General features: G+C 59.0%; 19 protein-coding genes and 2 pseudogenes. 7 read left to right on the plus strand and 14 right to left on the minus strand.

Features of this window, described 5'->3' with window-relative positions; translation table 11 throughout:
- Window position 1 precedes the first annotated feature (1 nt).
- Window positions 2–1,060, minus strand: coding sequence for an RHS repeat-associated core domain-containing protein (locus ACM6IP_RS08755; RefSeq protein ID WP_414861286.1), 1,059 nt, complete (start codon window positions 1,058–1,060; stop codon window positions 2–4).
- Between the two features lie 266 nt (window positions 1,061–1,326).
- Between ACM6IP_RS08755 and ACM6IP_RS08760 the strand changes: the two genes are divergently transcribed.
- Window positions 1,327–1,872, plus strand: a complete 546-nt coding sequence (locus ACM6IP_RS08760; RefSeq protein ID WP_095164329.1) for a DUF2780 domain-containing protein — start codon at window positions 1,327–1,329, stop codon at window positions 1,870–1,872.
- Window positions 1,873–1,879: 7 nt separating this feature from the next.
- Here the strand turns inward: ACM6IP_RS08760 and ACM6IP_RS08765 are convergent, their stop codons facing one another.
- Window positions 1,880–2,767, minus strand: coding sequence for an acyltransferase (locus ACM6IP_RS08765; protein ID WP_414861287.1), 888 nt, complete (start codon window positions 2,765–2,767; stop codon window positions 1,880–1,882).
- A 285-nt stretch (window positions 2,768–3,052) separates the two neighbouring features.
- On the opposite strand from ACM6IP_RS08765, the gene ACM6IP_RS08770 reads away from it, so the two are divergent.
- A complete protein-coding gene (locus tag ACM6IP_RS08770; RefSeq protein WP_414861288.1) occupies window positions 3,053–3,556 on the plus strand; it encodes an ATP-dependent zinc protease in 504 nt (167 codons plus the stop codon).
- A 114-nt stretch (window positions 3,557–3,670) separates the two neighbouring features.
- Here the strand turns inward: ACM6IP_RS08770 and ACM6IP_RS08775 are convergent, their stop codons facing one another.
- Complete coding sequence (locus ACM6IP_RS08775) at window positions 3,671–4,780, minus strand: RHS repeat-associated core domain-containing protein (protein WP_414861289.1); 1,110 nt, start codon at window positions 4,778–4,780, stop codon at window positions 3,671–3,673.
- Between the two features lie 133 nt (window positions 4,781–4,913).
- Between ACM6IP_RS08775 and ACM6IP_RS08780 the strand changes: the two are divergent.
- Window positions 4,914–5,234: pseudogene (locus ACM6IP_RS08780) on the plus strand (RimK/LysX family protein); the annotation flags it as partial.
- 113 nt (window positions 5,235–5,347) lie between these two features.
- Here ACM6IP_RS08780 and ACM6IP_RS08785 read toward each other — a convergent pair.
- Window positions 5,348–6,457 carry an RHS repeat-associated core domain-containing protein gene (locus ACM6IP_RS08785; protein WP_414861290.1) on the minus strand — a complete coding sequence of 370 codons (1,110 nt, stop codon included), beginning with the start codon at window positions 6,455–6,457 and terminating at the stop codon, window positions 5,348–5,350.
- A gap of 179 nt (window positions 6,458–6,636) precedes the next feature.
- Here ACM6IP_RS08785 and creB point away from each other — a divergent pair, with 179 nt between their 5' ends.
- The 3 genes from creB (at window position 6,637) to creD (ending at window position 10,173) form a co-directional block, all read left to right on the plus strand.
- Complete coding sequence (gene creB / locus ACM6IP_RS08790; RefSeq protein ID WP_414861291.1) at window positions 6,637–7,317, plus strand: two-component system response regulator CreB; 681 nt, start codon at window positions 6,637–6,639, stop codon at window positions 7,315–7,317.
- Window positions 7,317–8,735 carry a two-component system sensor histidine kinase CreC gene (creC, locus tag ACM6IP_RS08795; RefSeq protein WP_414861292.1) on the plus strand — a complete coding sequence of 473 codons (1,419 nt, stop codon included), beginning with the start codon at window positions 7,317–7,319 and terminating at the stop codon, window positions 8,733–8,735. The genes creB and creC overlap by 1 nt, the downstream gene beginning before the upstream one ends.
- Before the next feature lie 91 nt (window positions 8,736–8,826).
- Window positions 8,827–10,173, plus strand: a complete 1,347-nt coding sequence (gene creD / locus ACM6IP_RS08800; protein WP_414861293.1) for a cell envelope integrity protein CreD — start codon at window positions 8,827–8,829, stop codon at window positions 10,171–10,173.
- 604 nt (window positions 10,174–10,777) lie between these two features.
- Here the strand turns inward: creD and ACM6IP_RS08805 are convergent.
- The 10 genes and pseudogenes from ACM6IP_RS08805 to ACM6IP_RS08850 all read right to left on the minus strand — a co-directional run.
- A pseudogene (locus ACM6IP_RS08805) lies at window positions 10,778–11,326 on the minus strand (RHS repeat-associated core domain-containing protein); the annotation flags it as partial.
- A 40-nt stretch (window positions 11,327–11,366) separates the two neighbouring features.
- Window positions 11,367–12,428, minus strand: coding sequence for an RHS repeat-associated core domain-containing protein (locus ACM6IP_RS08810; RefSeq protein WP_414861294.1), 1,062 nt, complete (start codon window positions 12,426–12,428; stop codon window positions 11,367–11,369).
- A gap of 103 nt (window positions 12,429–12,531) precedes the next feature.
- Window positions 12,532–13,161, minus strand: a complete 630-nt coding sequence (locus tag ACM6IP_RS08815; RefSeq protein WP_414861295.1) for a glutathione S-transferase family protein — start codon at window positions 13,159–13,161, stop codon at window positions 12,532–12,534.
- A gap of 195 nt (window positions 13,162–13,356) precedes the next feature.
- Complete coding sequence (locus ACM6IP_RS08820; RefSeq protein WP_095164319.1) at window positions 13,357–13,536, minus strand: hypothetical protein; 180 nt, start codon at window positions 13,534–13,536, stop codon at window positions 13,357–13,359.
- Window positions 13,533–14,663 carry a PepSY-associated TM helix domain-containing protein gene (locus ACM6IP_RS08825; RefSeq protein WP_414861296.1) on the minus strand — a complete coding sequence of 377 codons (1,131 nt, stop codon included), beginning with the start codon at window positions 14,661–14,663 and terminating at the stop codon, window positions 13,533–13,535. The genes ACM6IP_RS08820 and ACM6IP_RS08825 overlap by 4 nt, the downstream gene beginning before the upstream one ends.
- 59 nt (window positions 14,664–14,722) lie before the next feature.
- The gene (locus ACM6IP_RS08830; protein ID WP_414861297.1) at window positions 14,723–17,137 is read right to left on the minus strand and encodes a TonB-dependent siderophore receptor; all 2,415 of its coding nucleotides are present in this window, start codon (window positions 17,135–17,137) and stop codon (window positions 14,723–14,725) included.
- A 131-nt stretch (window positions 17,138–17,268) separates the two neighbouring features.
- Entirely contained in the window at window positions 17,269–18,237 is a 969-nt protein-coding gene (locus tag ACM6IP_RS08835; RefSeq protein WP_414861298.1) for a FecR domain-containing protein, read from the minus strand.
- Window positions 18,234–18,752: an RNA polymerase sigma factor gene (locus tag ACM6IP_RS08840; protein ID WP_095164315.1), complete on the minus strand. Its 519-nt coding sequence runs from the start codon at window positions 18,750–18,752 to the stop codon at window positions 18,234–18,236. The genes ACM6IP_RS08835 and ACM6IP_RS08840 overlap by 4 nt, the downstream gene beginning before the upstream one ends.
- 110 nt (window positions 18,753–18,862) lie before the next feature.
- Window positions 18,863–19,570 carry a PolC-type DNA polymerase III gene (locus ACM6IP_RS08845; protein ID WP_159998279.1) on the minus strand — a complete coding sequence of 236 codons (708 nt, stop codon included), beginning with the start codon at window positions 19,568–19,570 and terminating at the stop codon, window positions 18,863–18,865.
- Window positions 19,567–21,507, minus strand: a complete 1,941-nt coding sequence (locus ACM6IP_RS08850) for a putative nucleotidyltransferase substrate binding domain-containing protein (RefSeq protein ID WP_414861299.1) — start codon at window positions 21,505–21,507, stop codon at window positions 19,567–19,569. Before ACM6IP_RS08850 ends, ACM6IP_RS08845 begins: the two co-directional genes overlap by 4 nt.
- Window positions 21,508–21,759: 252 nt before the next feature.
- On the opposite strand from ACM6IP_RS08850, the gene ACM6IP_RS08855 reads away from it, so the two are divergent.
- Window positions 21,760–22,206 carry a response regulator gene (locus ACM6IP_RS08855; RefSeq protein ID WP_095164311.1) on the plus strand — a complete coding sequence of 149 codons (447 nt, stop codon included), beginning with the start codon at window positions 21,760–21,762 and terminating at the stop codon, window positions 22,204–22,206.
- Window positions 22,207–22,272 lie beyond the last annotated feature (66 nt).

Genomic DNA, 22,272 nt, shown 5'->3' on the forward strand with positions numbered 1-22,272 from the left:
TTTACTGTGGCCTAGGCGGATGGGCTTGCCTACTAGCAGAACCGCTGTTTCGAGGGGGTGAGAAATTGGCGCTATCGCCACTTGAGCTCGGGGTTACTCTTATTTCTCGATTTGAAAAGTTAATGATGAAAGCCTCGGAATAACCGCTGTCTGTTAGTGTGCGTATTGTTATATTTCTTGCTGTATCGGCTGGAGATGTTGCGCTAGTATTTTGCGTCGTTAGAGCGGAGGTGCCGGGATTGGTTTGAGATCGGTTTGCAATGGCCGCCGAGTTCGCTGTTTGATTGGCGATGGAATTCTGCAAGTTTCGTGGGGGTGTCGGCTGCACTGTCAAGACGGGGGCGCGCTGACTAGGTACAACTTTTTGTATAGGTATTTCTTTTAGTGTCTGTTCAAAAGCATCCGCAGCTGAACGCTTGGTTGCTTGGCCTGCTACTCTTAGTGGTCGACGAACAAGAGTGGTTATTTGATCACCCTTATTAATTAAAAATTTCAAGTTTTTCCGCAGGACTGCCCATAGAGCTATTGGCGTGTGTCCAGAGGGATCTGTTTTGTTTCCAGGGTTTCCGTAGCAGTAGGCATAGCTATTAAACCCGCCTTCCCCAAACGGACTCCAACTGTCCGGGCTGTTGAATCGCATCAACACCGGGTTAAACGCCCGATAACCATTGCCCAACAAATAGTGCCCAGTCACCGGGTCTGGCCGTTCGCCGTTGAAGCCGAGCAAGCTGAGCAAGCCGTTCTCTGGAATGCGATGACCATAAGGGGTGTAGGCAAGGTGATGGGAGCGGGTGGCGTCGAGGATAGCCAGTACCGAGCGCTGTTGATCGGTGGCGAGCAAGCGGGATTGCGCCGTGCCGTTCTGCCGCTGTTGCTGCGCCAGCAGTTGATCTTCGTGCTGCATGATCGAACGCTGAAGTGCGCCTTGAACCTCGGTGGTCAGGCGGTCCTTGAGGTAGAAGCGTTGGCTGCGGGCCTGTGCCGTTGGGGTGCAATCGGCCAGGCGATCCAGTGGGTCGTAGTGGTAGCGGCAGAGCAGGGTTTGGCGTTGGGTTGGCATGGGCGTGGCTCTCTGAAAGCGCGGCGATGCAGGGAGTACTGTGGCGCAATCAGGTGATTCTGCCTACTGGCAGAACTGCTAGGGTCGACGTCTGGAAGGGACGCAGGGTGCCACTAGCTACGTGCCAATTTATTGGGGAAAAAAACCTCTGCGCAGTCCATGAGATGAAAGGAAAGGCAGTCGCGGAACAATAGCCGGTGGTTTTCAGTCAAAATGCCAGCTTTGCGCCCGCTTGAGGGCATTTTTGAAGGTTCAGGAGTTTTTCGATGAAGATTTCACGCGGTTTTGCTTTGGCTTCGCTCATGACATTGGTCGCCAGCCCGGTCTTCGCCGGTTTCAGCCTGAACGATGTGGCGGGTGCGGTATCGGGCATGCAGGGTGGCGACAAGGCCGCCGCCGCAGCGCCGACCTCGCAGACTGCCGGCCTGTTGAGCGCCCTGAGCGCCCTGGACGTTAAACCAGAACAAGCCATTGGCGGCACCAGCGCGATGTTGGGCCTGGCCAAGAACAAGCTGAGCGCCAGCGACTATTCGGAACTGGCCAAGAGCGTGCCGGGTATCGACAAGCTCTCCGGTGGCAGCGGTAATCTGGGCGCCCTGGCGGGCATGCTGGGTTCGTCCGGCAAGGCCGCGGGCCTGGAAAACGCCCTGGGTAACGTCAAGGACACCAACGACCTGAACACCGCGTTCAGCGCGTTGGGCATGGACAGTGGCATGGTCGGCCAGTTTGCCCCGATCCTGCTGCAGTACTTGGGCCAGCAAGGCGTTGGCGGTACCCTGCTCAAGAGCCTGGGCAGCATCTGGGGCGTATAACCGCGCCTCACTCACGCCCGGCGCGCAAGGCGTCGATGCGTGCATCCTTGTCGATCCAGAGCTGGTTGACCCAGTTCTGGACGCTTTGGCGAAACAGCGGATCGTTTTCGTAATCACCCTGCCACAACGCCGGATCCAGCTCACGGGGCTGAATGTCGATGATCACCCGCGGCACCGCACCGCTGATCAAATCCCAGAACCCCGGAATCTTTTCCTGTGGATAGACCACGGTGACGTCGAGGATGGCATCCAGCTGTTCGCCCATGGCGGCCAATACAAACGCCACACCACCGGCCTTGGGTTTTAGCAGGTGCTTGAAAGGGGATTGCTGGGCGCCACGTTTGGCCTGGGTGAAGCGCGTGCCTTCCAGATAGTTGACCACGGTCACCGGCTGGCGCTTGAACAGCTCGCATGCGGCCCGGGTAATCGCCAGGTCCTGGCCCCGCAGCTGCGGGTGTCTGGCCAGAAAGGCCTTGCTGTAGCGCTTCATGAACGGGTAATCGAGCGCCCACCAGGCCAGGCCCAGGAACGGCACCCAGATCAGCTCCTTTTTCAGGAAGAACTTGAAGAACGGCGTGCGTCGGTTGAGGGTCTGGATCAGCGCCGGGATATCGACCCAGGACTGATGGTTGCTGACCACCAGGTAAGAGGTGTCGACCCGCAGGCCCTCACCGCCACGAATGTCCCAGCGGGTGGGGATGCAGCAGGCGAAAATCAGCTTGTCGATTTGTGCCCAGGTCTCGGCGATCCACATCACCGCCGCGCTTGCGGCATCGCGATAACGGCCGGGCAGGAGTAGTTTGAGCAGGGCGAACACCAGCAACGGCCCGATCAGGACCAGGGTGTTGAGCAGAAGCAGAAGGGTAACGAAACAGCCGGTGAGCAGGCGGCGCATAAGTAACTCTTGAAAGCATTTGGGCGGGCCATGATAAGCAGCTTCGAGGCCCAGGCCAAATCTGCGGGCTGACGAATGTTTCACTTTTGCGCGGGTATGCTGCGCCAGATGATCTGGTTTTAGTGGTGTTCTCGCTGGCCTCATCGCGGGCAAGCCCGCTCCCACAATGGTTCGGCACAGATCCCTGTGGGAGCGGGCCTGCCCGCGATGGCGCTCCGAAGAGCGAACGAATAGCTGACAGACTGTCTAAAATCCCGCTGCTCACTCCACAAGGGAATCCACCACGTGAAATCCATCCTCGCACTGTTATCCCTCCTGGCCCTGCCAGTCATGGCCGCCGAGCCGACCCTGTATGGCCGTTACGAATACATCCAGCTACCGGAGATCGGTGGTGAAGTGCTCAAGGCCAAGATGGACACCGGCGCGTTGACGGCCTCGCTGTCGGCCAAGGACATCGAGACCTTCACCCGCGATGGCGAGGAGTGGGTGCGTTTCCGCCTGGCGACCAAGGATGCCAGCAACAAGGTCTACGAACACAAGGTCGCGCGGATCAGCAAGATCAAGACCCGTTCCGAAGAGGACGAGGACGAAGATGTGGCAGCGCCGACCAAGCGTCCGGTGGTTGATTTGGAACTGTGCCTGGGGGATGTCAAACGCACGGTCGAGGTCAACCTGACGGACCGTAGCAGCTTTAATTATCCGCTGTTGATCGGTGCCAAGGCATTGCGTGAGTTTGGCGCGGCGGTGAATCCGGCGCGGCGGTTTACGGCGGATAAGCCGGACTGTTGATGTGTAGCAGTCAAGAAATGTCGATCAGGCGCTCCTTTGGGCAGGAATGCCACAACAACATTACCCTGATTTTAGGCTTTGTAAGTTTTCGACGTTTTTAAGAAACTGAAAACGTCAAATATTTTGTCGGACTTTCATTAGGTCTATGCCGGTATGGTTCTTTATGTATATCGCTCTTAGTATTTCTATGCGATAACGTACTGAGTAATCTTTATGGTGTGAAGATTTGTTTTTTATATATTTAGTGATATTTCTGTAATGAGACTTTGTTATGTCAAAGTGTGCGACATCTAACAGTTCATTGTTATCTTGGTCTGTCCATGTGTGTTTTATGTTGGGGTCTGGAAATTTAGTAAAATTATAATTATTCTTTGCTATGTCATATCCCGTTGTACTTGTATTTATGTCGGTGATGTCGTCGCTGATGTTGTATTTGTCGGGCTTTGATAGCTCTAGTTCATTAGCTTTAATTGTATCTGAAAGTTCTTTGGTTACGGCTCTGCGGTTACGATTGTATCCAATATCGTCAAACTTCCGTTTTGGCTTTGAAATTCTATTGGCGTTAGACGATAAACTTCTCTGCGTCGCTAGACTGGCGGCTACAGAAAGTTTTGAAGCCGTATTTGATGTTCCACTCAGTGCTTGTTTGGATGCTTTGAACATGGCAAGTGCTTGCGATATAGGCGTAGGCGCATGTCCGCTCGAATCTAACCAGTTTCTCGGATCGCCACCACTATAAGCATAAGAGTTCAATCCGCCCCTACCAAACGGACTCCAACTGTCCGGACTGTTAAACCGCATCAACACCGGGTTGAACTGTCGATAGCCATTGCCCAAATGATAATGCCCGGTCAGCGGGTCCGGCCGTTCGCCATTGAACCCGAGCAGGCTGAGCAATCCGTTTTCCGCTGGGCGATGACCGTAGGGGCTGTAGGCGAGAAAATGAGAACCGGTTAACCCGCGTGTACCCAACACCGATCGTTGCTGATCTGTCGCCAACAAAGTGGTGTCGACGCTACCGTCCTGCTGGTGCTGCTGTGCCAGCAACTGATCGTCATGTTGGAAAACGCTGGTCTGTAGCGAGCCCTGGATCTCGGTCGCCAAACGACTTTTGCAGTAGAAGCGCTGGATGGCGGGCAGTGTGCGGAGAATGCAGTCGGTCTGACGATCCAGCGGGTCATAGCTGTACCGAATCAGTACGGTGGTGCGGCGGGAAACAGACATTGGCTGATCTCCGTGCAGGTTCCGAATGTCAGGATGGTCAGCATCCGGCCTTTTTCAGCCTTTGCCTACTAGCAGAACTGCTAGGTACTACAGACCACACCGCCAATCTACTCAGCCCGATTGACGCCGATGCGATGGCGAGGAGTGGGTGCGTTTCCGCCTGGCGACCAAGGACGCCAGCAATAAGGTCTACGAGCACAAGGTGGCACGGATCAGTAAGATCAAGACCCGCTCCGAAGAAGACGAGGATGACAATGAAGTGATCGAGCCCACGAAGCGTCCGGTGGTCGATCTGGATTTGTGCCTGGGCAACGTAAAGCGCACGGTGGAAGTCAACCTCACCGACCGCAGTAGTTTCAACTACCCGCTGCTGATCGGTGCCAAGGCGTTGCGTGAGTTTGGCGCGGCGGTGAATCCGGCTCGCAGATTTACGGCGGATAAGCCGGAGTGTTGATGTGTGGCAGTCAAGAAGTTTCGATCAGGCGCTCCTGTGGATAGGAGTGCCACAAGAACATTACCCTGATTTTAGGCTTTGTAGGTTTTCGACGCTTTTAAAAACTGAAAGCGTCAAATGTCTTGTCGGATTTTCATTAGGTCAATGCCGGTATGTTTTTTTATGTACATTGCCCTTAGTATTTTTGTGCGATAAAGTTTTGAGTGAGCTCTATAGTATAGATGTCTGTTTTTTTGATGTTGAGTAAGGTTTCTATGGTGAGATATTGTTATGTCGAAGTGTGCTACATCTAACAGTTCTTTGTTGTTTTTGTCTATCCATGTATGTTTGATTTCGTGGTCTGGAAGTTCTTCAAATTTATAAGCCTTTTTTGCGTTTTGATATCCTGCTGTGCTTGTCGCTATATCGGTGATGTCGTTGCTGACATTGTATTTGTTTAGGTTTGATGTGCTCGCTTCATTTGCTTTAATTGTGCTTGTAAGCTCTTTGATTGCGGCTCTACGGTTCTGTTGATAGTCAGGACTGTTACGCGCTGTTTTTGGCTTTGAGGCTCTATTGGCGTTAGATGATAAACTTCTCTGTGTCGCTGGACTAACTCCTGTTGCAGGAAGTTTTGAGGCCGTATTTGACGTCCGATTCAGTGCTAGTTTGGCTTGGAACTTGGTGATTTCTAGCGATACGGCTGTAGGCGCATGTCCGCTCGAATCTAACCAGTTTCTCGGATCGCCACCACTATAAGCATAAGAGTTCAATCCGCCCCTACCAAACGGACTCCAACTGTCCGGACTGTTAAACCGCATCAACACCGGGTTGAACTGTCGATAGCCATTGCCCAAATGATAATGCCCGGTCAGCGGGTCCGGCCGTTCGCCATTGAACCCGAGCAGGCTGAGCAATCCGTTTTCCGCTGGGCGATGACCGTAGGGGCTGTAGGCGAGAAAATGAGAACCGCTTAACCCGCGTGTACCCAACACCGATCGTTGCTGATCTGTCGCCAACAAAGTGGTGTCGACGCTACCGTCCTGCTGGTGCTGCTGTGCCAGCAACTGATCGTCATGTTGGAAAACGCTGGTCTGTAGCGAGCCCTGGATCTCGGTCGCCAAACGACTTTTGCAGTAGAAGCGCTGGATGGCGGGCAATGTCAGGGGAGTGCAATCGGTCTGACGATCCAGCGGGTCATAGCTGTACCGGCTCAGTATGGTGGCGCGGCGGGAAACAGGCATTGGCTGATCTCCGTGCAGGTTCCGAATGTCAGGATGATCAGCATCCGGCCTTTTTCAGCCTTTGCCTACTAGCAGAACTGCTAGGTACTACAGACCACACCGCCAATCTGCTCAGCCGGATTGACGCCGATTCCCCCTTGAGTCACCGTTCGCCCACTTAACTGCCGGGCCTGGATGCCATGCCTCATATCCTGATTGTCGAAGACGAAGCGGCGATTGCCGATACCCTGGTGTTTGCCTTGCAAGGCGAGGGTTTCACCACCACCTGGGTGAGCCTGGGGGCGGCCGCCCTTGAGCATCAGCGGGCGACTCCCGCCGACCTGATCATTCTCGACATCGGCCTGCCGGACATCAGCGGTTTTGAAACCTGCAAGCAGTTGCGCCGGTTCAGCGAAGTGCCGGTGATGTTCCTCAGCGCCCGTGATGGTGAGATCGACCGCGTGGTGGGCCTGGAGATTGGCGCTGATGATTATGTGGTCAAGCCATTCAGCCCACGGGAAGTGGCGGCGCGGGTGCGGGCAATTCTCAAGCGCATGGCGCCGCGTCCGGGGATCGAGTCCACCAGTGCGTTGTTCCTGGTGGACAGCGAGCGGGTGCTGATCAGCTATCGTGGCCAGCCATTGAGCCTGACCCGGCATGAGTTCCGCTTGCTCCAGTGTTTGCTGGAACAACCCGAGCGGGTGTTTAGTCGCGAACAACTGCTCGATGCCCTGGGCATTGCCAGCGACGCTGGGTACGAGCGCAGCATCGACAGCCACATCAAGAGCGTGCGCGCCAAGTTGCGCCTGGTGGCGGCCAATGCCGAGCCGATCCAGACCCACCGTGGCCTCGGTTACAGCTACAGCCCAGGGACCAGCTGATGCCATTGGCGATCCGGATCTTCCTGGTCTATGTGCTGTTCGTCGGCCTGACCGGGTACTTTGTGCTCAACACGGTGATGGAAGAAATCCGTCCCGGCGTGCGTCAGTCCACCGAAGAAACCCTGGTGGACACCGCCAATCTGATGGCCGAGATCCTGCGCGACGACTTCAAGGCCGGGACACTCAATCAGAACCGCTGGCCGCAGTTGCTCAAGGCTTATGGCGAGCGGCAGCCGGGGGCGAGTATCTGGGGCCTGGCGAAGAATCAGGTCAACCATCGCATCTACGTGACCGACGCCAGGGGCGTGGTGGTGCTGGACTCCAGCGCTCTTGCAGTTGGTCAGGATTACTCGCGCTGGAACGATGTGTACCTGACCCTGCGCGGTGAGTACGGCGCGCGTTCGACCCGCAGTGATCCTGACGACGCCAGTTCTTCGGTGATGCACGTCGGCGCGCCGATTCGCGACAACGGGAAGATCATCGGCGTGGTCACCGTGGCCAAGCCCAACAGCTCACTGCAGCCCTACGTCGACCGCACCGAGCGCCGTTTGCTCGGCTACGGCGCGGGCTTGATTGGCCTAGGCCTGCTGTTCGGAGCGGCATTGTCGTGGTGGTTGAGCGTGGCGCTGCGGCGCTTGACCGCGTATGCCCAGGCGGTCAGCAAAGGGCGCCGGGCCGAGCTGCCGCACTACCGTGGCGGTGAGCTTGCGCAACTGGCCACGGCGGTCGAACACATGCGTACGCAACTGGAAGGCAAGGCGTATGTGGAGCGTTATGTGCACACCTTGACCCACGAACTGAAGAGCCCGCTGGCGGCGATTCGCGGTGCCGCCGAACTGTTACAGGAGCAGATGCCAGACACCCAACGCCAGCGTTTCGTCAGCAACATCGACACTGAAAGCGCGCGAATGCAGCAGTTGATCGAGCGACTGTTGAACCTGGCCCAGGTCGAGCAACGGCAAACCCTCGAGGAGCGAGTACAGGTACCGTTGGTGGCCTTGGTCGATGAGTTGCTCGATACCCAACAGGCGCGTATTGAACGCAAACAGCTGCGCATTGAAAAACACCTTGCCGCTGACCTGGCGCTGTCAGGCGAAGCCTTTCTGTTGCGCCAGGCACTGGCCAACCTGCTGGAGAACGCCCTGGATTTCACCCCGTCCCACGGTGTCCTGCGGTTTAGCGCACAACGGCTGGGCGAGCAGATCGAGTTCAGTCTGTTCAATCAGGCCGCCCCGATTCCCGGCTACGCCCTGGGACGCCTGAGCGAGCGTTTCTACTCGCTGCCACGGCCGGACAGTGGACGTAAAAGCACCGGGCTGGGCCTGAATTTTGTTGAAGAGGTGGTGAAGTTGCACGGTGGTCTGCTGACGATCGGGAATGTCGAGGGCGGCGTTGAGGTGAAGCTGCGTCTACCGTAGCTGCTGTTCTCCACACACTCTGCATATTCCCTCCATAAAACCCACACACGGGCCTTGCAGACTTTCCCTCATTCGAACAGGGAGAGACCCCATGAACCGCAGCCTGGCCTTGAAACTCGGGGCAATTGCCCTATTGATTCTGTTGTTGCTGATTCCGTTACTGATGATCAGCGGCATGATTGACGACCGTCAGCAACTGCGCGACGGCGTCCTCGAAGACATCGCCCGCAGCTCCAGTTACAGCCAGCAACTGAGCGGACCGGTGATGGTGGTGCCGTACCGCAAGGTGGTGCGTACCTGGAAACACAACGAAAAAACCAACGCGCGTTATCAGGAAACCAGCCTGGAGCGCGGGCGCCTGTATTTCCTGCCGGAGCGTTTTGAGCTCGACGCGAAGGTGCAGACCGAACTGCGTGCCCGTGGCATCTACGAGGCGCGGTTGTTCCATGCGGATAACCGAATTAGCGGGCACTTTTCGATTCCGCAGCAACTGGGGATCGATGAAGACTTTGCCGACTACACATTTGACTCGCCCTATCTGGCCGTAGGCATCAGTGATATCCGCGGCATCGAAAACGCGCTGCAACTGGAACTCGATGGCCAGCGCCTGGACTTTGTACCGGGCACTCAAGAGGAATGGTTGGGGGAGGGGGTGCATGTCACGCTGGCGCCACTGGATGTTCGCAAAGCCAACGAACTGAGCTTCGCGTTCGACCTGCGCTTGCAGGGCACCGGCCAGTTGCAGGTCACCCCGGTAGGCAGGACCAGCAACGTGACGGTGTCCGCCAACTGGCCCCACCCCAGCTTTATCGGTAACTACCTGCCGGCCCAACGAGCGATCAGCGCTGAAGGCTTCACGGCCAACTGGCAGACCTCGTTCTTCTCCACCAACCTGGAAGAAGCGCTGAGCAACTGTGTTGCCCGTGGCAGCTGTGACGAATTCAAAAGCCGCAGCTTCGGCGTGAGCTTCATCGACCCGGTGGACCAGTACCTCAAGAGCGAGCGGGCAATCAAATACGCCCTGCTGTTCATCGTGCTGACCTTCGCCGGTTTCTTCCTCTTCGAAGTGCTGAAAAGCCTGGCCGTGCACCCGGTGCAATACGCCCTGGTCGGCGTGGCACTGGCGTTCTTCTACTTGCTGTTGTTGTCACTGTCCGAACACATCGGGTTTGCCCTGGCGTATCTGCTGTCGGCCAGTGCCTGCGTGTTGTTGATCGGCTTTTATGTCTGCCACGTGTTGCGCAGTGCGGTGCATGGCTTGAGCTTTTCAGCGGGGTTGGCGGCGTTGTATGGGCTGCTTTACGGATTGTTGAGTGCCGAGGATTACGCGTTGTTGATGGGCTCGTTGTTGCTGTTTGGGTTGCTGGGGGTGTTTATGGTGCTGACGCGTAGGCTGGATTGGTATGGGATGGGGCAGGGGAAGGTGAACCGTGGGTAAGTGGGTGGGGTTGAGAGAGGATCAGGAGAGGGGGCAAAAGCTGGCGATGGAGATCGCCAGCTTGTTCCCTGCGTGTCGGATCAGTACCGCGTGCAAATGGCAAACCTCAGGAGGTTCGGATAGTCGTACTTTGGGTGGTTGGTGGCGCCGTGGTTCTGGGCGTTGAGCCGTTGGGTGCGGGAGGTGGAGGGCTGGGGTTGACAGGCGCAGTTGGGGGCAGTCGGGTAAGCGATGTGGCCTCCTGGTAGCTAGGGGGCGGCTCATACGGCGGTGGTGGATCAGGGGGGCGTATTTGCGGCAATGCAATGCTACTCCGGCCGCTGGATGTCGACGTAGGTGGCGCTGGAGGAACTCTGTGGGAACGCATTCCTGACAACCTATTCAGAACGCTTGGGATTAGCCGATAACGAATGATAACTGAAGCCCCGACGACGGCGCCTAATCCCAGCACAGTACTTAAAGTAGCCATTGACGTTATTCCAAGCGCCTTGGAAACATCGTCGTCTTTTACGGCAAGACTGGCTGCTCCTGAAACAATAGAGACTATCGCTGAAGTGGCTATAACCGTGCGCGGATTAATGTTTGACAGAAATTTGAATATAGAAAATCGCGGTATATGCCCAGTCGGATCACTTCGCCCCACTGGATCTCCAGTGCAGTACGCATACGCATTCAACCCACCCTCACCAAACGGACTCCAACTGTCCGGGCTGTTAAACCGCATCAACACCGGATTGAACTGCCGATAGCCATTGCCCAAATGATAATGCCCGGTCACTGGGTCCGGCCGTTGCCCATTGAAGCCGAGCAGGCTGAGCAGGCCGTTTTCTGCCGGTCGATGGCCGTAGGGGGTATAGGCGAGGGGATGGGGGCGGGTTGCGTCGAGCGCGCTCAATACCGTGCGCTGCTGATCGGTCGCTAGGAGGGTGGTATCGACTTTTTCGTTATGGTGCCGTTGTTGCGCCAACAACTGGTCGTCGTGCTGGAACAGACTGGTGCGGACTGCGCCGTGGATTTCAGTGGCCAAGCGGCTTGTGCAGTAAAAGCGCTGGAGGGTAGCCGGCTGCACGAGTGCGAGGGTGCAAGCGGCCTGGCGATCCAGTGGGTCGTAGTGGTAACGGCACAATAGGGTTTCACGAGGGGAAGTGGACATCGACAGTGCTCCAAGAAGGCTGGTGTGGTGAATTGAAAAGTCAACGGGTAAGACGCCGAATGATCTCTATTTCCATTGCTTTAGCTATCTTAAGCTCTCGAGGAAATGCTGCATGTTGGGTTTCTATGAGTAACTCGTAATATGCCTTGTTAAGTTCTGAGTCAGGTGCATTTGAGATGAATTTTTTATAGGAGGGCTCTGATTGTGGTGTGGTGGGCTTGGCCTTTTTTGGCCAATAATGCTTACTGCTGTGCGGTTCGGATTCTCGGGTGTTTTTTGATATTCTTCTCTTGATTCTTAATTTGTTTCGCTCCTGCGATTCTATCCAGGACTTGTATTTGGATGAGCCTGCTATATCGTCGTGGTGAGATGGAGAGACGGGTGTTTGGATATTACTGAGGTTTTGGTCGAGGCTGTTGTTGGCGGGGACTTTATGTTGAGTATTATGTTTGCCAGTTTTAGATGTTTGCGTTGTTTTAGCAATAGAATGTTTTTTAGCTTCATTGGGTGTTCGCACGCCAAGGCGATTTCTAACACCCTTCCAGAAACTACTAATGACTTTGAAGTGGCCTGATGAGTCGCTCCCAAGCACCGGCTCCCCCTCACAGTACCCATAGGCGTTCAACCCACCCTCACCAAACGGACTCCAACTGTCCGGACTGTTAAACCGCATCAACACCGGATTGAACTGCCGATAGCCATTGCCCAAATGATAATGCCCGGTCACCGGGTCAGGCCGTTCGCCGTTGAAACCGAGCAGGCTGAGCAGGCCGTTTTCTGCCGGGCGATGGCCGTAGGGGGTATAGGCGAGGGGATGGGGGCGGATTGCGTCGAGCGCGCTCAATACCGTGCGCTGCTGATCGGTCGCCAGGAGGGTGGTATCGACTTTTTCGTTATGGTGCCGCTGTTGCGCCAACAACTGGTCGTCGTGCTGGAGCAGGCTGGTGCGGACTGCGCCGTGGATTTCAGTGGCCAAGCGGCTTGTGCAGTAAAAGCGCTGGAGGGTAGCCGGCTGCACGAGTGCGAGGGTGCAAGCGGCCTGGCGATCCAGTGGGTCGTAGTGGTAGCGGCACAATTCGGTCAGGCGAGATGAGGAGGGCATCGACGCAGCTCCGTGCAAGGTCCTAACAGCTGGACCTTCAGCATCGGAGGTTTTTTAGGTTTTGCCTACTAGCAGAACTGCTAGGTACTGGGCCTTGCCGGCTTCACACCTTCGGCGCAGTCGCCAGCATCGATGGGCGCTGGCTGACGTCGGCATACCAGGCGGCGAGTTGCGGATTCGATGTGCGCCAATCCAGATCCGGGTGACGCAGGTCCAGGTAGCCCAGGGCACAGGCGACGCTGATGGCGGCGATGTCGAAGTGGCAGGTCAGCTCGGCGATGGCGTCTTTTTCCAGCAATGCCAGGGCGCGGCGGATTTTCTCGCGCTGGCCGTCGAGCCATTCGTCCCAGTGCTTCTCTGGGGCACGCAGGGCGACTTCGTAGCGCACCAGTACGGCCGCGTCCATGATCCCGTCGGCCAGCGAGGCGAGGGTCAGGCGCCGCCAGCGCGCCGATCCTTCGCGGGGGATCAGCGGGTTACCGACGTGCTGCTGGTCGAGGTAGTCGAGGATGACCCGGCTGTCGTGAATGATGTTGCCGTCGGCCAGGCGCAGAGCCGGGATTTTGCCCAGGGGGTTGTCGTCGATCAGGCTCAGGTCCGGGTTGACCGGGGTGAGCACGCTGGCCTGCAACGCCACGCGGTCCTGTTGTCCGGTTTCGTACAGCAGCACCATGACTTTGCGCACGAAGGGGGAAAGTGGGTTGTGGTACAGGGTCATGCTGGGGGCGGACATGGGCATTCCTCGGCGATCATCGGGGAGCAGAGGCTTAGCCTAGTCAGTTCCGGCGTGGCTGGCGAGGGGGTTGATGGCGCCTGTGAAATCGCCTTCGCGGGGTCACGCCCGCTCCCACAGGGCTAGCGGTTGTTTATCTATTTTGTGTTCACCCAAGGTCAGCTATGGGAGCGGGCCGTTCAAACACAGTAGATTTCAACTCCTACGCAACAACCCCCGAAGTCCCAAAACGGCCGGCACGCCCAAGCCGATCCAGCTCAAGCCGTCCCAGATCCCATCACCCAATAGCGCCGCGAACAACCCTGCGGCACTGAGCAGGGCAATCACGGTGGGAGTGGCGAAGACTTTCCAGAAGTTCGACTGGCGCGGTCTCATTGGGTGCTCTCCTGGGCCACGGCCAGCGGTTTTACCGCCCGGCGCCGGACTATCCACAGGTACAGGCCGCTGCCGAGGACGATGATGGTCAGTACATCGAGTGCCGCCCAGAGGATTTTCATCGGCATGCCACCGTAGTCACCGAAGTGCAGCGGTTGCGACATGCCCATGACGTCCATGTACCACGGTCGTTCGGCGATCGCGGTGACTTGCAGGGTACTGGCGTCGATCAGCACCGGGGTCAGCAGGTGGGAGGTCAGGTGGGTATTGCCTTTCATGAACACCGCGTAATGGTGTTCGCTGGAGAAACGGGTGCCAGGGAAGGCGATGAAGTCGGTCTGCATCTCGGGTGCGGCCCGCTGGGCAATCTCCAGCAACTGGCTGGCGGGTGCCAGGCGGGTCAGGGGCGGTGCGTCGCGGTAGGGTTCGATCATCGCGCTCAGGGCTTCGCTGCGCCAGGCCGCAATCAGCAGGTCGGCGCAGGCGCTGACCACACCGGTGACACCCACCACCAGCGCCCAGGTCAAGGTGACGACGCCGATCAGGTTGTGCAGATCGAGCCAGCGCAGGCGCGTGGATTTGTCCTGGCGCACGGTGCCGAACTTCAGGCGGCGCATGAACGGCAGGTACAGCACCGCGCCGGAAACGATCGCCAGCACGAACAGAATGCCCATGAACGCCAACAACAACTTGCCCGGTAGCCCGGCGAACATGTCGACGTGCAGGCGCAAGATGACCATCATCAGCCCGCCGTTGGCCGAGGGCATGGCCACCGGTTCGCCGGTGCGGGCGTCGAGCATGTAGGTGTGGGACAGGTTGGGTTCGGTGCCGGCGGTCTTGGCCATGATCGCGATCACGCCGTTGGGCTCGTCCTCATCCCAGCCGAAGTACTGCATGACTTCGTCGGGACGATGGGCCTGGGCCTTTTCGACCAGTTGCTGCAGGTCCAGATGCGGGGTGTCGGCCGGCATCTGTCGCAGCACGGGCGCATCGCCCAGCAGGTGCTCGATCTCGTGATGAAAGATCAACGGCAGGCCGGTCAGGGCGAGCATCAGCAGGAACGCCGTGCAAATCAGGCTGGCCCAGGTGTGGATAAAGGACCAGCGGCGGATGGTTTTGCTTTTCATCGGTCATCCAAATGGACAAGGCCCACCGTACGGGTGGCCCTTCAATCAGGGGGTGCGGCTTAGAACTTGTAGTTGACGCTGGCGACTACGTTGCGCTCATCACCGTAGTAGCACCAGTAGCCATCACAGTTGGCCAGGTAGTCTTTGTCGAACAGGTTCTTGGCTTCGACGGCGACCGTGACACCCTTCATGGTTTTGTCCAGGCGACCGAGGTCGTAATGGACGGCGGCGTCATACACGGTGTAGGAGCTGACATGGGCGACATCGGTATTGGCCGTGTTGCCGTAGGTGTCGCCAACGTAGCGAACCCCGCCTCCAACGCCGAAGCCGTCGAGCGCGCCGGCGTGCCAGGTGTAATCAGCCCACAGGGTGGCCTGGTTGCGCGGAATCAGCGCCATGCGGTTGCCGACTTCGCTCTCCAGGCCTTTGCTGATTTCTGTGTCGGTGTAGGTGTAGGAACCAATCACCTTGAGGTTGTCGGTGACCTCGGTGGTCGCTTCCAGCTCCAGCCCGCGGACCTTCAGCTCACCAACCTGGCGGGTGATACTGCCTTCGGTGACGCTGACGTTTTCCTGGCGCAGGTCGTAGACCGCCGCCGTCAACAGGCTCTTGCTGCCCACTGGCTGGTACTTCACGCCGACTTCGTACTGGTGGCCTTCGGTCGGCTTGAACGCCTCGGTGGCCGAGACGTTGGCGCCGATGCTCGGCTGGAACGACTCAGTGTAGGAAATGTATGGCGTCACGCCGTTGTCGAACACATAGCTGAGGCCGACGTTGCCGGAGAAGGCCTTGTCGCGCTGGGTATTGGTGACATCGTTGTTGTTATGGAAGGTGGTGCCGGTGTGCACCCAGTCTTCACGACCGCCGAGGGTCAGGCGCCAGTTGTCCAGGGCCATCTGGTCCTGGACGTAGAGGCCGGTCTGGTGGGTTTTCTGGTTGTAGTCCTGCATGGCGAAGTACGTGACGCCCGACATGTCCGCGCCGTAGATCGGGTTGTTGACGTTGATCGGTGGCACGCCCATGCCGTACAGCCATTGGTAGTTGGTATTGGCGCGCTGGTGATCGAGGCCCAGCAACAGGGTATGGCGGATGGCACCCGTGTCGAAGTCGGCCTGGAAGTTGTTGTCGACCGTGAACTGGCTGATGTCTTCGTTGACGATGCCCGACTCGCGGTTGACGTTGCCAGCCTCGTCGACTTCGTTGAAGGTGGCTACGTTGACCGCCTGGAATTCCAGGTCGCTCTTGGTGTAGCGCAGGTTCTGACGGAATTGCCAGACGTCGTTCAGGCGCTGTTCGTAGGCATAACCCAGGGCGTAGTAGGTGCGGTCATAGAAGTCCCAGTCCGGCTCGCCCAGGTTCTTGTGATGGGAAATATCGCCGGCCGGTGAGCCGAGCTTGGTGCCCTGCAGCGGCAAAAACTGACCGGTGATGCCGGTGTCGTCGCGGGTGTACTGGGAAATGAAGGTCAGGCTCGCATCTTCATTGATGTTCCAGGTCAGGCTTGGGGCGATGTTGTAGCGCTTGTCCGGGATGTGGTCGACCGGTGCATTGCTGTCGCGCACCACGCCACTGACGCGGTAGAGAAACTGGCCTTCGTCGTCGATCTTGCCGGTGCTGTCGAAGTTGATCTGCTTATGTTCGTTACTGCCGGCCTGGGCTTCGATCTGGTGCGCGCTTTCGAGTTGCGGACGGCGGCTGACCATGTCGAGCATGCCGCCCGGTGGCGTCTGGCCGTAGACCGAGGAGGCCGGGCCGCGCAGTACAGTGATGCGCTCCAGGTTCCAGGGTTCGACTTTCGGGTTGGAGAACGAACCCTTGGGCAGTGGCAGGCCGTCGAGGAACTGGGAGGGGTCGAAGCCACGTACGCGCAGCCAGTCGGCCCGGGAGTCGGAGCCGTAGCCGCTGCTCTGTACGCCTGCGGTGTAGCGCAGGGCGTCATTGAGGTTGAGCACCTGGCGCTCATCCAGTTGCTCGCGGGTGATCACGGTCATCGAGCGAGGCACTTCGACGATGGCGGTGTCGGTCTTGGTCCCGGCAGCGGTGCGGGTCGCTACAAAACCGGCGGCTGGGCCCCAGGCACTTTCGCTGCCTTCGATACCGATCACGCTGGTTTCCGGCAACGCCATCACGCCCTCGGGAACCGCCACCAGGCTGTAGGTGCCGGCGCTGCTTTGTTCCAGTTGCAGGCCGGTGCCGCGCAGGGCTTGGCTCAGGGCGCTGGCGGCGTCGTACTGGCCGTTGACTGGGGCGGAGGTCTTGCCGGCGGCCAGCGACGGGTTGAGGCTCAAGGCGAGGCCGGCCTGGCTGGCGATCTGGTTCAGGGTGCTGGCCAGGGGTGCGGCCGGCAGGTTGTAGGCGCGAACGCTGGACGTCTGTTCAGCGGCCACCAGCAGGGTGCTGGTCAGCGGGGTGCCGAAGGCAATGGCCAGGGCCAACAGACTGGGGCGCAACAAGGTGTCTAGCGAACGTGACATACGGCGGCTCCTGAATGGAAATATTTCTCAATTGCCTATGTGCCGAACGAGATTGAAAAAGTGATAGGGGCGGATCGAAATAATTTCGATTCAGGAAAAATAGCCCCGGTTACCGGGGCTGTCCTCAACCCTCAGGGTTTGGCGACCACGGTGACCCACCACGAGGTGTGCTGCTCGATCTGCACTGGCAGGGTCGGCAGCAGGGCACTGAGGGCCAGGTCGGTGTTGTGCAGCGGGAAGCTGCCGGTGATCCGCAGGTCGGCGACGGCCGGATCGACGCCGAGGTGGCCCGGGCGATAACGATCGAGTTCGTGGACCAGGTCTTCGAGGCGGACGTTGTCGGCCACCAGCATGCCGCGAGTCCAGGCGTCGCTGCCGGGGTTGAGCGCCAGCAGCGGGCCGAGGCCGTCGCGCTGCATCAGCACCTGCTGGCCTTCCTTGAGAATCTGTTCGTCAGCCAGGGTCTCGGGGCGTGCGGCCACCGCGGACTGCAACACGCTCAGGCGCGTGCCGTGGTCTTCGCGCTTGACCAGGAACCGGGTGCCGAGGGCGCGCATCTGGCCGTCGCGGGTTTCGACGATGAAGGGGCGCGTATCGTTGTGTCCGGTTTCAATGAGGATTTCCCCTTCCTGCAGGACGATCCGGCGCTGCTTCTCATCAAAACGCACGTCCAGCGCGCTGTGGGTGTTGAGGTTGATCAGCGTGCCGTCGGCGAGGCGCAGGGTGCGTTGCTCGCCGGTGGCGGTGCGCTGGTCGGCCAGCCAATAGTCGAGGGGCAGGTAGCGTTCGCTGGCGAACAATCCCAGGCCGATCACCAGCAGGACGCTGGCGATCCCGCTGCCCAGCTTGCGCACCCGGCGCCGGATACCTTCACGCGATTGCAGCAGCGCTACCCGACCCGGTCCACTGGCCACGCTGAAGCGTTGATCGAGCATGCCCAGTTGCTGCCAGGCGCGAGCATGTTCTTCATCGGCGGCGTGCCATTTGGCGAACTCCTCGCGTTCCACCGCACTGCCGGCGCCGGAATCGAGAGACAGTTGCCAGGCGATGGCGGCGTCGAGTACCCGCGCCGAGACCGGCTTGGAGCTGAGCGGGCTCAAGCGGGCTCGCCGTACAGCGCCACATAACACTGGCGGATGCCCTGGGCCAGGTACTGCCGCACCCGTGGCACGGAGACGCCCAGGCGCTCGGCGATTTCGGCATGGCCGAGGCCGTCGAGGCGGTTATAGAGGAAGGCGGCGCGGGCTTTGCTCGACAGCTTGCCGAGCAGGCGGTCGATGGCCTTGAGGTCTTCGAGGATCAGTTGCTGTTCTTCCACCGAGGGTTGCTCGCCTTCGGGGATCAGCATCAATTCAGTGAGGTAGGCCTGTTCCAGCGCGGCGCGACGGAAATAGTCGAACAGCAGGCCCTTGGCGATCGCCACCAGGAAGGCTCGGGGTTCGCGGGGCTGCTTGAACGCTTCGCGCCCGAGCAAGCGGACGAAGGTGTCCTGGCTCAGGTCTTCGGCTTTGGAGGGGCAAGCCACGTTGCGCCGTAGCCAGGCCAATAGCCAACCGCGATGGTCGCGATACAACGCACCAACCAGTTCACTGTGAGGGCTTTGGACTGACGACAAATGGCTTCACCGAATACACGTTTAAACTAACGAGAATTATTCGCGATTGTCTCAGAGCCCATGCCCGTGCGCAATTGGCGTTGGTCGGGTCGATTGTGCCGAAAGCTGGATTAAAAGGAGTGTTTTTGCTGGCGTCGCTTCCACTGGCTGAGCCGTTGTTGCAGCTCCAGCGGGCTGTGAATCTGTTGCGCCCGCGCCCGGCTGAACAGGATCAACGCCAGCTCGGCCGTGGCCATGGCGTCGGCGCTGGCGTTGTGGCGCTCGAAGATCTGCAACTGGAACCAGTTGATCCAGTCATCCAGGCCGGCTTCGCGGATGTGCGCTTGGGGGCAGAGCAGTGGAGCCATGTCGGCAACATCAAGAAACTTATGTTGCAGGCGATAACCCAGGCTGTCCTTCAAGGCGCGGCCAAGCATGTGTTGGTCGAAGGGGGCATGGAAGGCCAGGAGCGGGCTGTCGCCGACAAACTCCATGAAGTCCAGCAGGGCGTCCACCGGATCGCTGCCGGCGGCAATCGCGCTCGGCCCCAGCCCGTGCAGCAACACGCTGGGACCGAGTTTGTGTGCGTGGCGTTGCAGGGTGCGCTCGAACTGCTGGCTGAAATCGATCGCGCCATCTTCGATGACCACGGCGCCAATGGACAGCACCAGGTCCTTGCTCAGGTTCAGGCCGGTGGTTTCCAGGTCGAGCACCACCCAGCGTTGCTCGCGCAGGCTGCAATCGTCCAGGGTCGGTGCGCTGGGCAGTTGTGCCAGGCGCTGTTGCTGTTCGAGGGTCAGGGTCGGGGTGGCCGCACGCAGCCAGGAAAACAGGCTCATAGCTGGTACCGCAGGCTGAGGCTGCTTTGCAGGCGTTGGGCCTGGCGCAGGGATTCGCGCAGGATGCGCCGGTCCAGGTGATTGAGGCTGTCCGGGTCGACGCGGTTGGAGTAGGGCAGGTTCTCGCGGCTCTGGCGCTGATGCTGTTGCATGCGGGTTTGCTGGATGAAGTGATAGGCCTCTTCGTAGGCAGCGCCGTCCAGGGGCTCGATGATTTCCTTGGCCACCAGCTCGCGGAAACGTTCCAGGGTGTTGTTGGTTTCAATGCCGTTGGCCAGGGCCAACAGGCGCGCGCCGTCGACGAAGGGCGTCAGGCCCTGCACCTTGAGGTCGAGGGTGGCTTTTTCGCCGCTCTTTTTGCTCAGCACGAACTCGCGCAAACGCCCCACCGGTGGCCGCTGGCGCAAGGCATTCTCAGCCAGCATGCGCTGGAACAGGCGATTGTCGGCTACCTGGTCGAGGATGGCTCGACGCAGTTGCGCGCAACCCTGCTCCTCGCCCCAAACCACCCGCAGGTCAAAGTAGATACTCGAGCCCAGCAGGTTCTGCGGGGTGGCCTCGCGGATGAAGGCGGCGAAACGCCTGGCCCACTCGGCTCGGGACAGGCACAGCTCGGGATTGCCGGCCATGATGTTGCCCTTGCACAGGGTGAAGCCGCAGAGCGCCAGGCTGTGGTTGATTTGTTGGGCGATGGGCAGTAGCCGGCCGCGGATCTCGGCGGCATGGGCAGCATCGCGCGCCTCGAACAGCAGGCCGTTGTCCTGGTCGGTGTGCAGGGTTTGCTCGCGGCGGCCTTCACTGCCGAAGCACAACCAACTGAAGGGGATGCCCGGGTCGCCCTTTTCCGCCAGTGTCAGCTCGATCACCCGGCACACGGTGTGGTCGTTGAGCAGGGTGATGATTTGGGTGATCTGGGTCGAGGAGGCGCCGTGGGCGAGCATGCGCTCGACCAGTTGACCAATCTCACCGCGAATCGCCACCAGGTTGTCGACCCGTGGCGCGTTACGAATGGTCCGTGCCAGGTGCACCAGGTCGACCCGCTGCAGGGAAAACAGATCGCGCTCGGAGACCACGCCGCACAGGCGTTGGTCCTTGACTAGGCAGACGTGGGCAATGTGCCGTTCGGTCATGGCAATGGCCGCGTCGAATGCGCTGTGGTCCGGGCTCAGGTAAAACGGCGCCTGAGTCATGTGCCGGGCTATGGGCTGATCGAAGTCGCGAGTGCCGTCGGCGACCACGTGGCGCAAATCGCGCAGGGTGAAAATCCCCAGGGGGGCCTTGTGTTCGTCGACGATCACGATGCTGCCGACCTGTTGCTCGTGCATCAGGGTCACGGCTTCGCGCAGGGCCGTGGTCGGGCTACAAGTCACGGGGTGGCGCATCGCCAGTTCGCCGAGGCGGGTGTTGAGTGAGTACTGGGTGCCGAGGGTTTCCACGGCCTTCTGCTGGACTTGCTGGTTGACCTGGTCCAGCAGGCTGCTGACGCCGCGTAGGGCGAAGTCGCGAAAGGTGCTGGAAAGGGCAAACAGCTTGATGAACGCCAGCTTGTTCAACTGCAGGCAAAAGGTATCTTCGCCCGCCAGGTGCTCGGTGCGGGTCGCCCGCTCACCGAGCAGCGCGGCGAGGGGAAAGCACTCGCCGGTGGTGATTTCGAAGGTGGTTTCAGTGCCGCCCTTGGCGCTATGCGGACGTTCGCCCACCACTCGGCCCTGCTTGACGATGTAGAAGTGCTCAACCGGGCCGTCGGCCGGCTTGATGATGCTGTCGCCAGGCGCGTAGAAACGCAGTTGGCACTGCTCCACCAGGTATGCCAGGTGCGCGTGTTCCATCTGGTTGAACGGCGGGAACCGCTGCAGGAACTGCAAGGTGCCCTGGATGTTCTGCAACACCGCGGTTTTCCCAGCCTGGGTGAAGGCGTCCGTTTTACTCATAACCATGACCGCAGTCTTTTTCGATTTATTGTTGTTGGGGTATCTGCATGGTCGGCCCCTGCGCACGGGGTGCCCATTGGACGTAAGTCTAGGTCGCGGGACCTCGATTAAAAAACTCGGAGCGGTCCTACGTCATGGGTACCTAAAACCTTTGCCCGACCCTCTTGGAAAAGTATCCGACGAAGCGCACATTTAAGCACTGCTTAGCGATGTCAGATAATTGTGCTAGGGGAACGATCTGAAACTGTTGAGTGACCTATGTCCGACCACGATATTTTGAGCGATGCCGAGCGTGAAGCGCTGAGTGCAATCATGCTTGAGCCGGATTTACCGGCCCAGCGGGTATTGATCGTCGATGATGACCAGGATGCCCGCGAATTGCTCAAGCAGTTCCTGGCCCTTGCCGGCATTCGGTGCATGACCGCCGCCAGTGGCGAAAGCGCGCTGAAGCTGCTGGAGACAACCCCCTCGATCGGCCTGGTGATCACCGATCTGCGCATGGGGCATGTCGATGGGCTGGATCTGATCCGCCAGGTGCGTGAATCGGTCCGGGCCGCACTGCCGATCATCATTGTCTCCGGCGAGGCCGACGTGCAGGACGCGATTGCGGCCATGCACATGAGCGTGGTGGACTTCCTGCTCAAGCCGATCGATACCGGCAAGTTGCTGGAGTTGGTCAGGCATGAGCTGGGCATGTCGCTCTAACCAGTCACACCCGGCACCACGAAAAAAGGCCCTGATCTGTCGATCAGGGCCTTTTTTTGTCCGGCG

Source organism: Pseudomonas sp. IT-P176 (genome assembly GCF_949767245.1).
Lineage (GTDB): Bacteria > Pseudomonadota > Gammaproteobacteria > Pseudomonadales > Pseudomonadaceae > Aquipseudomonas.